Annotated in this window: 6 protein-coding genes; 5 read left to right on the forward strand and 1 reads right to left on the reverse strand. The window is 74.7% G+C overall.

The genetic code is table 11. The features are described 5' to 3' along the window. Positions 1 to 558, forward strand: a 558-nt coding sequence (locus H5J30_RS16970; protein WP_258563368.1) for a methyltransferase domain-containing protein, incomplete at its 5' end; no start/stop codon positions are given. A gap of 38 nt (positions 559 to 596) precedes the next feature. Here H5J30_RS16970 and H5J30_RS16975 read toward each other — a convergent pair. Next, on the reverse strand, positions 597 to 1,010 hold the full coding sequence (locus H5J30_RS16975; protein WP_225795920.1) for a hypothetical protein: 414 nt from the start codon (positions 1,008 to 1,010) through the stop codon (positions 597 to 599). Between the two features lie 123 nt (positions 1,011 to 1,133). Between H5J30_RS16975 and H5J30_RS16980 the strand changes: the two genes are divergently transcribed. From H5J30_RS16980 to H5J30_RS16995, 4 genes are all read left to right on the forward strand, one after another. Continuing rightward, positions 1,134 to 1,682: a GNAT family N-acetyltransferase gene (locus H5J30_RS16980; RefSeq protein ID WP_181788270.1), complete on the forward strand. Its 549-nt coding sequence runs from the start codon at positions 1,134 to 1,136 to the stop codon at positions 1,680 to 1,682. Between the two features lie 168 nt (positions 1,683 to 1,850). Further along, the gene (gene abc-f / locus H5J30_RS16985) at positions 1,851 to 3,503 is read left to right on the forward strand and encodes a ribosomal protection-like ABC-F family protein (protein ID WP_181788271.1); all 1,653 of its coding nucleotides are present in this window, start codon (positions 1,851 to 1,853) and stop codon (positions 3,501 to 3,503) included. 72 nt (positions 3,504 to 3,575) lie between these two features. Beyond that, entirely contained in the window at positions 3,576 to 4,529 is a 954-nt protein-coding gene (locus H5J30_RS16990; protein ID WP_181788272.1) for an aminoglycoside phosphotransferase/kinase family protein, read from the forward strand. Between the two features lie 244 nt (positions 4,530 to 4,773). Then, the coding region (locus H5J30_RS16995; protein WP_220189002.1) for an ATP-binding cassette domain-containing protein at positions 4,774 to 5,087 on the forward strand (314 nt) is incomplete at its 3' end.

Here is a 5,087-nt window from a genome sequence, read left to right on the forward strand (position 1 = left end):
TACTCGGCGTCCAAGCACGGCGTGGTCGGCTTCACCAAGGCGCTCGGCAACGAACTGGCTCCGACCGGGAACGGAGCCTTCGACGCGGCGATGGCGGTCAGCACCGTGCACCACTGGCCGGACCCGGTGGCGGGGCTGCGCGAGATGCGGCGCGTGGCGCGGCGGGTGGTGGTGTTCACGTACGACGCCTGCGACCCGGGGCGGCGCGAGCGGTTCTGGCTCACCCGGGACTACCTGCCGGAGTTCGCGGGCCTCCTCACCGACTGGCCGTCGCTGGCCGATCTGACCCGCGCGATCGACGGCCGCGCGGAGCCGGTGCTGATCCCGTGGGACTGCGCGGACGGCTTCTTCGAGGCGCACTGGCGCCGCCCCGAGGCGTACCTGGAGGAGCACGTGCGCCGCGCGGTGTCGGTGTGGACCCGCGTGGGTCCCGAGGCGGAGCGGCGGGCGGTGACCGCCCTCGGCGACGACGTCGCGTCGGGCCGCTGGGCGGAACGCAACCGCGACCTGCTGGCCCTGGACGCCGCGGAACTGGGCCTGCGCCTCCTCATCGCCTGACGGCCGTGCCGCCGCAGGTGCGAAGTCGCCCCCGCCGCCTACTCCCCCTCCAGCATCCTCAGCACCCAGTCCGGCATCACGTCGGACTCGCTGATCGGCGGCCCGAACTCGAACCCGTGCCGCCCCTCGTGGTCCTTCGGCAGGGCGCAGCACTCCGAGGAGACCGACCCTTCGAGGAACGTCTCCGGGCACGAGGGCAGCGCGGCGATCTCCCGCCCGGGCCCGTACTCGTCGCCCTCGGGCCAGCGGGCCCAGACCGTACGGGCCGGCAGGTCGTCCGTGGCGCGGGCGCCGACCGCCAGGGTGCAGTGCGGGCCCGCGTGGCCCTTCTCCAACTCGCACCACAGCGCAGGCTCCACCCGGAGACCGCCGTCCGAGATCGCGTTCAGCTCGGCGATCTCCGACTCCAGGAACAGCACCTTGCCGGGGCACGAGACCTGATATATGGACATGCCGCCAGCGTCGTACAGCCGGCGGCCGGCGGGGCGGAATTCGCCGAGGTTCCCCCGATCGTGCACTGCGGCCCTGGTCGAACCGGGTTGCCACGGGCAGGTCCGGCCGGTTAGGAAGCAGGCATGCTACGAGGCACGAAGGTCGGGCTCAGAGCCCGGCACGCGGACGACATCCCGGTTCTGATGGCCGACCTGTACGACGACGCCGTCGCCGGCTCCCGGGCCCAGGCCGCGCCGTGGCGGCCGATCGCCGCCGACTCCAAGGACAACCCGCTGCTGGTCGACGACAAGGCGGAGGGGAACGTCCCGTTCTCCGTCGTGGAGCTGGACGGCGGCGCGCTCGTCGGCACGGCGTCCCTGTGGGGCATCGACAACCACCACCGGTCCGCGCACGTCGGGCTGGGGCTCATGCCGCATGCGCGCGGCAAGGGCTACGGCAGCGACATCGTCGGCGCCCTCTGCCACTACGGCTTCGTCGTCCGCGGGCTGAACCGGCTGCAGATCGAGACGCTGGCGGACAACACCGCCATGCTGCGCGCCGCCGAGCGCAACGGCTTCGCACGCGAGGGCGTGCTGCGCTCGGCGGCGTGGGTACTGGGCGAGTTCCTGGACGAGGCGCTGCTCGGGCTGCTCGCCGCCGACTGGCGGCCCGGTACGGCCTTGGAGTCCTAGGGCGGTCGCGGGCCGGCAGGCGCCCGCCGGGTGGGCGGCCGTGGGGGTCCGTCCGGTCGAGCTGTTACGGTGGGGCCATGGCTTTCCTCTTCTTCGTCTGAGTCCGGGCACGGCCCTAGATGCCGTTTCTGCTGCCCGTAGACCCTTCGTATGCCCAGGGAAAGCCCTATGCGCGAGCGCGCTCATACCGCCTTGCCCACCGCCGTCCCCGCCGTGGCGCAGCTGTCCGTCAGGTCCGTCACCAAGTCGTACGGCACCCGGACCATCCTCGACCAGGTCTCCTTCACCGTCCGGCCGGGCGAGAAGGCCGCCGTCATCGGTGAGAACGGCTCCGGCAAGTCCACGTTGCTGCGGCTGCTCGCCGCTGCCGAGATGCCGGACGCCGGGGAGGTCGCCGTCCGCTTCCCCGGCGGAACCGGCCACCTCGCCCAGACCCTCGGCCTCGACGCGGACCGCACCGTGCAGGACGCCGTCGACCTTGCTCTGATCGAACTTCGCGACATGGAGCGGCGGCTCCGTGCGGCAGAGGAGTCCCTCGCCGACGCGTCGGACGGGGAGCTCGCCGCGTACGGCGAGCTGCTGACCGCCTACGGGGAACGCGGCGGCTACGAGGCGGACGCCCGTGTCGATGCCGCCATGCACGGGCTCGGGCTGGCCCGGATCACCCGGGAGCGCCTGCTCGGCTCGCTGTCCGGCGGCGAGCAGTCGCGCCTCGCGCTCGCCTGCGTCCTGGCCGCCGCCCCCGAACTGCTGCTCCTGGACGAGCCGACGAACCACCTCGACGCGGCCGCCGTGCGCTGGCTGGAGGAGCAGCTGCGCGCACACCGCGGCACCGTCGTCGCGGTCACCCACGACCGCGGCTTCCTGGAGCGCATCGCCACCACGATCCTTGAGGTCGACCGCGACGAGTGCACCGTGCGCCGGTACGGCGACGGGTGGGCCGGCTACCGGGCCGCGAAGGCCGCCGCCCGGCGTGGAGCGGAGCAGCGGTACGCGGACTGGGTCGAGGAGGTGGCCCGCACGGAGGAGCTGCTGGAGGCCGCCGGCAGGCGGCTGGCCGGCACCGGCCGCGACCCGAAGCAGGGCTTCGGCAAGCACCGCCGCTCCAGCGAGGCGAAGCTCGGCGGGCAGGTGCGCTCGGTGCGCGAGCGCCTGGACCGGCTGCGGCGCAACCCGGTGGCGAAGCCGCCGGTGCCGCTGAGGTTCACGACGGCGCCGGCGCCGGCGGCCGGCGGCCCGGCCCGGGGCACCCTCGCCTCCCTCGACGGCGTACAGGTCGGGGAACGGCTGCGCCTGGACGGGCTCCTGGCGATCGAGCCCGGACAGCGGCTGCTGGTCACGGGCGAGAACGGCGCGGGCAAGACGACGCTGCTTCGCGTCCTGGCGGGCGACCTGGAGCCGGACGCGGGCACGGCGCGCCGCCCCGCCCGGATCGTCTACCTCGCCCAGGAACTGCCCGCGCGCGCCACGCGGCTGCCGCTGCTCGCCGCGTTCGCCGCCGGGCGGCCCGGGCCGCCGGACGAGTACACCGAACAGCTCCTGTCCCTGGGCCTGTTCCGCGAACAGGATCTGCACGTCCCGGTCGCCGCACTGTCCGTGGGGCAAAGGCGGCGGCTGCAGATCGCGACCCTGGTGACCCGGCCCGCGGACCTCCTCGTCCTCGACGAGCCGACCAACCACATCGCCCTCGACCTGGTCGAGGACCTCCAGGCGGCACTCGCGGCGTACCCGGGGGCGGTGGTCGCGGTCTCGCACGACCGCGACTTCCGTGCGCGCTTCGAAGCCCGGCGGCTGGAACTGCAGGCCGGCCGCAGGCGCTGACCCGGTCCGGCCCGCCCGCCGGCCCCGCCCCGCATCGCCCGGCATCCGTCCATCCACGGGAACAAGGGATCCATGACCACCTTCCTGACACCACGGCAGCACGCCGACCGCACCGCCGCCACCGTCGAGGCGGCCGTCGCGGCCGGGCGCGGGCTGGGCCTGACCGTCACCGGGCCCGCGGTGCTCCACGACGTCTTCTCGGTCGTCGTCCACCTGGCCCCCTCGCCGGTCGTGGCCCGGATTCCCACCGTCCTGCCCCGCCCGGACGACCTGGCCGCCCTCGCGCGCCGCCAGCAGGACGAGCTGGACGTCACGCGGTGGCTGGCCGACCGGGGAGTCCCGGTGATCGCGCCCAGCCCGCTCGTGCCGCGCGAGCCCGTGCAACGCGGCGGGTTCTCGATGACGTTCTGGCCGTTCGTCGAGGGGGCCCGGGACCGGGAACCCGACTACGGGGCGAACGCCGAGAGCGTCGCCGACCTGCACGCGGCGCTGCGCGCCTACCCGGGCCGCCGCCTGGAGTTCCTGTCCGCGGCCGACCCGCGGTTCATCGCGGACGGCCTCGCCCTGCTCGGCGGGCATCCCGACCTGATCGGAGCCGCCGAGCTGGACCGGGCCCGCCGCGAATGGCGGCTCCTCGAACCCCTCGTACGCTCGCGCAGCGCCTTCGAGGCCCGGTTCCCCGGCGCCGGCCTCCAGCCCATCCACGGCGACTCCCCGCCCGCGAACATCTTCAACGCGGTCGACGGCGACCTCTACGCCGACTTCGAACTGGTCACGCTGGGGCCCGTCGAGTGGGACCTGGCCGCACTCGGGCCCGAGCACGAAGCCGCCTACGACCGCGGCGCGCGGCGCAACGGCACGAGGCCGCTCGACGGGGAGGTCCTCGCCTTCGTCAACGCCCTGGGCATGCTGCGGGTCATCGCCACCCTCACCCTGGTCCCGCAGCTTCCCGAACTGATGGAGTACCTCAAGCCCGCGGTCGACGACTGGCAGACGAGGCCCTTCGCCGGCGGCGTGAGCCTCTGATGCCGGGGACGCGGGCCAACACCCCTGATCCGCCGCCGTCCTACGGATAGTGCGCAACACGACAAGCAGGCCGCGGCGGAGGCGGGCGTGATCCCCCGCCTCCGCGCGGCCGGTGTCCGGGCCGGGACACCGGGGCCGGCGCCGCGGAACGGGTGGTCCCGGGCCGCCGGCGGATCGGCCGATCGTTGGTACGACGCGCGAGCCGCGGGGGTCCGCCACCCCGTTCCTTTGGCATGCTGCACACATGTCGACGCCGCCCCTGCGCCCGGGTGTCTCCCCTGGTGGTCCCGCCGGTGTGTCCGTTTCGCCGGACGGCGGCCTGCGGCTGCGCGCGCGCCGGGTGAGCCGGGACGTGCGCGGGGCGGGCCGGGTGCTGCGCGGGGTGTCGCTCGACGTCGCCCCCGGGACCCTCACCGTGATCGCCGGGAGCAGCGGGGCCGGCAAGACGGTCCTGCTGCAGACGCTGGCGGGGCTGAGCGCGCCGAGCGAGGGCGAGGTGCGCCACGACGGGGTGCCGCCGGGCCCGCCGGGGCCGGAGTTCGGGTACGTGCCGCAGGA

The sequence above is a fragment of the Streptomyces phytophilus genome, from assembly GCF_013870535.1.
Taxonomy (GTDB): domain Bacteria; phylum Actinomycetota; class Actinomycetes; order Streptomycetales; family Streptomycetaceae; genus Streptomyces; species Streptomyces phytophilus.